The sequence below is a fragment of the bacterium genome (assembly GCA_030654305.1).
Lineage (GTDB): Bacteria > Krumholzibacteriota > Krumholzibacteriia > LZORAL124-64-63 > LZORAL124-64-63 > PNOJ01.
Map to the genome: position 1 here is coordinate 1 of JAURXS010000099.1, position 5,303 is coordinate 5,303.

At 71.1% G+C, this 5,303-nt stretch carries 5 protein-coding genes; all 5 read right to left on the minus strand.

What is annotated here, in order from left to right; all coding sequences use genetic code 11:
* Positions 1-101: 101 nt before the first annotated feature.
* A complete protein-coding gene (locus tag Q7W29_02695) occupies positions 102-1,340 on the minus strand; it encodes a TolC family protein (protein ID MDO9170719.1) in 1,239 nt (412 codons plus the stop codon).
* A 23-nt stretch (positions 1,341-1,363) separates the two neighbouring features.
* Complete coding sequence (locus Q7W29_02700; GenBank protein ID MDO9170720.1) at positions 1,364-1,924, minus strand: heavy metal-binding domain-containing protein; 561 nt, start codon at positions 1,922-1,924, stop codon at positions 1,364-1,366.
* A gap of 230 nt (positions 1,925-2,154) precedes the next feature.
* Positions 2,155-3,489 carry a hypothetical protein gene (locus Q7W29_02705; GenBank protein ID MDO9170721.1) on the minus strand — a complete coding sequence of 445 codons (1,335 nt, stop codon included), beginning with the start codon at positions 3,487-3,489 and terminating at the stop codon, positions 2,155-2,157.
* Between the two features lie 45 nt (positions 3,490-3,534).
* Complete coding sequence (locus tag Q7W29_02710) at positions 3,535-4,179, minus strand: hypothetical protein (GenBank protein ID MDO9170722.1); 645 nt, start codon at positions 4,177-4,179, stop codon at positions 3,535-3,537.
* Positions 4,180-4,346: 167 nt separating this feature from the next.
* Positions 4,347-5,303, minus strand: a 957-nt coding sequence (locus Q7W29_02715; GenBank protein MDO9170723.1) for a FlgD immunoglobulin-like domain containing protein, incomplete at its 5' end; no start/stop codon positions are given.

Here is a 5,303-nt window from a genome sequence, read left to right on the forward strand (position 1 = left end):
CTGGCCGCCGGCGGGGGCGCCGTGCTCGCGACCGTCGCCGCCGCCGCAGCCGGCGAGCGCGGCGGCGATGATGAGGGCGAGGGCGAACAGCTTCGCTGGTCTCATGGACGCATCTCCTGGAGGACGGGGTCGCGGCCGGCGAGCGCGCGCAGGGCGGCCCAGGCGGCGTAACGGTCGGCCTCGCGTTCGACCAGCATCGCGCCAGTCTCGGCCAGCCGCCGCAGGGCCATGATCAGTTCGTCGGCACCGGCGACGCCTGTCGCGTAGCCGGCGCGGGCCGACTCGGCGGCGAGGGTCGCCTGGGGCAGGATCCCGGTGCGCAGGCGGACGACCTGCCGTTCGGAGGCGTCGAAGCGGGCCCGCAGGCTCGCGACCTCCGCGCCGGCCATGGCGAGCGCCTCGCGACGTTCGGCTTCGGCCATCGCGTGCTCGTGCCCGGCGGCCCGGGCCTCGGCGTCCTGCTTGTGCGACCGCCACAGCGGCAACTCCACGCCCACGCGGGCGGTGACCATCGGCGGCAGCGCGTCGCGCCAGCCGTACTCGGCGCCCAGGAAGACGTCGGGCGAGCCCTCGTGCCGCGCCGACTCGGCGCGGAGCCCGGCGGCGGCGGCGCGCGTCTCGGCGACGGTTACCTCGGCGAAGTCGCCGGGGACGACGGCGGTCGCGTTCTCGCCATCGATCAGGGGCAGCCCGGCATCGAGCGGCGGGAGGTCGGCCACGGGCAGGTCGAGGGCGGCGGCCAGCTCGGCCAGGTGCATGTCGCACTTGGCGTCGAGGTCGTCCAGGTCCCCCTCGAGCCGCAGCCGTTCGAGCTGGAGGTCGATCAGGTCGGACTGGCCGGCTTGGCCGGTCTCGTAGCGCGCCGTGAGGGAGGGCGCCAGCAGATCGATCAGGGCGAGCGAGGCGAGCAGCGACCGCCGTGAGGCATCGATCGCCGCCTGCTCGGCGTAGGCGGTCCGCGTGTCGGCCGCGAGGCGCCGCCGCGCCGCCACGAGATCGGCTTCGGCGACGTCGACCAGGGCCGCCGCCGCCGCCTGCCGCCGCCCGCGCTTGCCGGGCCACGGCAGGGTCTGGGCGACCTCGAACGCGGCCATGGCCATGGGGTCCTCGCCGATGCCGGCCCCGGGGTAGTCCTCGCCGCGCGCGCTGAACCCGACCATCGGGTCGGGCAGGGCGCCCGCGGCGGGCGCCTCCTCCCGCGCGGCGGCGATCTTCGCGGCGAGCGCCGCGAGGGCGGGGGATCGGGACAGGGCGAGCGCGACGAGGGAGTCGGCCGCGGCGACGGCCGCGGCCGGATCGCCCGCAGCGGCGAGCGCCGTGATCGGCTCGGCGGTCGGCAGCTCCGTCGCGCCGGCGACGCCGTCTACTCTTCGCCCGCCCGAACGGCTGCGGCCTTCCCGTCGGGCGTCGGGAAGGCCGGCGTGAAAGTCGCTTCCTTCTCGACGCCCCGCAGGCCGGACACGCGGATCAGCGCCGACACCTTGGCGGGGTCGACGTCGCCGAGATCGGCGGCGCCGAACAGGTGGTCCTGCACGAAGAGGACCATCCCGCCGCAGAGCTCGCACTTGCCGGGGGCGTCCCGCACGACCTCGGCGTGCATGGGGCAGAAGTAGGACGCGGGTTCGCCGGCAGCCGGCTGGTGCGCCTTCAGCGGCACCTCGAGCGTGCGGCCGTCCGGCAGCGCCAGCTTGGCGGTGCCGGTCGCCTTCTCGACCATGGCCGGCGCCAGCTCGTCGGTGTAGAGGAAGACGCGCACGCCCTGCGGTGTGATCAGGGTCTCGAAGGCGTGGGCCTTGGTGGCGGCGACGGCGCCGCCGTGCAAGGGTGCGATGGTGGCGGGTGCGATGGTGGCGGGTGCGGCGCCGCCCGCCACGGCGATCAGGGACGCCAGGGCGGCGGCGGCGATCGGCAAGCGCTTGGACATGGGCTTTCCTCCGGCGGAACGTCGGGAGCGGGGTTTCGACAGGGTGACAATCTACAGGAAAATCCCACTACTTGCCTGGGAATTATGGGTGAACCGCTCCCTGGGCCGCGGGTTCCCCGACCCCTCCCCGTTCCCTGAAAGCGCGCGCCCCGCCCCTTTCGGGGACGGGGCGCGGCCGGACCTGCCGGCAGGATCGGTTCGCCTGCGGCGAAACGCGGGTTCGGTCCGACTCAGCGGACCAGGCTCAGCCTCACCACCGCGCCCGATGCCGCGCCGTCCACGCGCAGCGTCGCGAAGTACACGCCGCTGGCGACGTCGCGTCCGCGGTCGTCGGCGCCCAGCCATGTGACGCGGTTCTCCCCGGCCACGCCGTCGATCGCTCCGAGGCGCTTCACCAGGCGACCCTGCACGTCGTGGATCCGCACTTCGGCCCGGCCGGCCCGCGGCAGCGTCAGCACGATCTCGGTGCGCGGGTTGAACGGGTTCGGGACCGCGCGCAACGCGAAGCGGTCCGACGGGATCTCCGGCGCGCCGGTCGCCGTGAGCAGCCCCACGACGAGCCGGAAGTTCCTCGGTTCACCCGACACGACGTTCACCGTGAGGGAAAGCGAATCCCAGAGGTCGATCACCTGGCCCTCGTCGTCGTCGATCAGCGTCAGGCCCCAGCCGGATGACTGGCCGAAGTCCGGCTGGAAGGACAGGGTCGCGAGCCCGCTGCTGCTGCTCGACAGCCGGAGGGGCCAGGTCTTGGCGTAGTGCACCGGATCGTAGAGCGACCGCGTGTCCGTCTTGAAGTCATCGCCCACGGACGCATTCCATTCGGGATGCGGGATGGCCAGCGACACGAATCCGTCCGGTGACGGCGGCGGTTCCGGGAGATCGTATTGGCCGTCGAACCCGTCCCACGCCCGGGAGAAGGCGCCGGCCCAGTTGTCGTAATCCAGCATGCCGTCGAGCACGGCACGCGCGTTCACCCCGAAATTCGGGTTCGCGGTTTGGCATGCGATCCAGGATTCGAAGCTGGCGTTGACCCACGCCTGGGGATACTCGGAGTTGCCCACGAAGCCGATGGCGGCCTGCAGAGGGGTGTTGATGCCTGGCGTGTGCACGTAGCCGGGATCCCCGTTAGGGAAGCTGGTCGAGCCGGGGATTCCCGCCAACTGGTAGACCGCGTACGAGCCGGCTCCGGGGGCGGCGCCGTACATCCTCTTGCTGGCGAGCACGTTGATGGATGCAGCCACAGGGCACCCGTCCATCGTCACCACGAAATCCGACGGATCGCCGTCGGTGTCCGTACCGCCGATGACCGTCCAGACGCCGGGCAGCGTGAAGTTGTTCGCCTCGTTGATGCGACACTCCCACGACCGGATGTAGTCGCCGGTGGGGTGGGTGAGGATCAGGTAGACGTCCAGGGGCGCGAAGCCGCCGGGATAGGTGGTGCTGAACCGGCTGGCGTCCAGGTCGAAGTAGACGCCGATCGCGTCCGGGCAGGGGCTGATCTGGGCCGCGGCGCCCGAGCCGAGGACCGTCAGCGCGATCGTGATCACGGCGATGGATTTCTTCATGGTCTCGCTCCCATCTCGATCGGGATCGGTCGCGGATCGTCGTGCTCACCTGCCCGCCGCGGGACCCGCCAGATACGAGCCCTTGATCGCGCCCCAGGCGCCCTCTTCCGCCGCGACGATGCCGTTGATGCCGAATACCGGCTCGTCGAAATCGCCGCTGCAGATGGTGGCGGGTGTATTGAATCCCATCGTGTGGACATACCCGGGAGTGCCCTGGGGAAAGCTGGTGGAGCCGGGTATCGGTCCGACGAAGAACTCGATGGGCGCCGATTCGTCCAGCACTCGCACCCACATCGTCCCCAGCACGACGACATTCGCGGCATTGGGATGGCTCGGTGCCGGCTCGGGCACGACCATGTAGTCGTAGGGGTCCATGTCGGCGTCCAGCCCGAACATATACCACTCACCGATCATGTCGCCGTCCTGCCGGGAATCGGTGACTCTGGCCTCCCATCCCATTACCTCGCTCCCACTTGGGCTGAGCAGACACAAGTAGATACTCGTCGGCACGCCGACGGGAATCGCGGCGTTACCACCACAGCCTGCAGGATTCAGCGGATCGAGGCAGATACAGAAAACATCCTGCTGCGCCGACGCGCCGACGGCCGCCGCCAACACCACGATGACGAGAAGGGGGATGAAGGGGATGCGGCTGCGCGAGAGAGCATTCCAAGGACGCCGATGATCCACGATCGACTCCCATCCGCGCGGGCGCGCGGGCGCGCGGCGCTGTCCGGGGTGTGTGTCGCATCGGGCGAATCGACTTCTTGAGGTTATCAATTCAACTGTGATAAAGCAAGCGCCCCGCCCATCGGGGGCGAGGCGCTCACACGCATCCGCACGACTGGGACCGTCGCCTATTTCACGAGGGTCAGCTTGAGCAGATCCTCCCCTCCCCCCGCCAATCGCAGGCGCACCATGTAGATGCCGCTGGGCACGCGCTGCCCGTGGTCGTCCAGCCCGTTCCACTCCGCGACGTGGTGGCCCGCCGTCTGCTCGCCGTCGAGCAGCGTCCGGATCTGCCGCCCGCGCACGTCGTGCACGGTCAGCTCGCAGCGTCCGGCCCTGGCCACCTCGTACGCGACCTCGGTCGACGGGTTGAACGGGTTCGGGGTCGCGGCCACCAGGCGCGAGACGGCGACGGCGACCGACGGGGGATCACCGTCGTCGATGCCGGTGACGTCGTCGCCGACCATGACGCGCCAGTCGCCGTCCAGGGCGACCGTGGAGCCGTCCGTGCGCCAGACAACGAGCGCGAACTCGGTCGGCGCCCCGGTGGCCGGGATCGTCACCGCGAAGGACGCATACGGGCTGGCTGCCTCGGCGGTCTGCCAGGCGATGCCGTTCTGCCAGGGCTCGGTCTTGCCCGTGGCGCCGAAGCTGAAGTCGTGCAGGGAGAAGCCGAGCTCGACGTCGGTGCTCGTCAGGGTGAAGACGTAGGTCCCTGCCGGCAAGTCCAGGCGGACAGCGTCGAGATAGCTGCCCGCCTCCACGGTGCCGAGCAGCCGCCCGTCGACCGGGCTGGCCCAGGCGTCGGTGGTCGTCTTGGTGGCCAGGGTGAAGTCCCCGGTGGACTGGCCGCCGGCGCGGACGACCCCGAGGTTGAACGTGGCCGTCCCGTGCGTCGAGACGCCGCGCAGCACGAAATCGCAGCCCGGCCCGCTCCACTGCGACAGGGCGTAGTCCGTCGTGTAACCCTCCTGCACGGTGGCGCTCGCGTAGATCCCCAGATCCACGTCGAGCACGTCGTCCCACGCGTAGGCGGCGACGATCGTGGGCACGCTCGGCATCACCGGCGTGCTCGGCCGGTAGCC

Bases quoted from the DNA above. Each gene is read 5' to 3' on its own strand.
- Q7W29_02700 (MDO9170720.1), bottom strand. From the start codon at position 1,924: ATGTCCAAGCGCTTGCCGATCGCCGCCGCCGCCCTGGCGTCCCTGATC.
- Q7W29_02705 (MDO9170721.1), bottom strand. From the start codon at position 3,489: ATGAAGAAATCCATCGCCGTGATCACGATCGCGCTGACGGTCCTCGGC.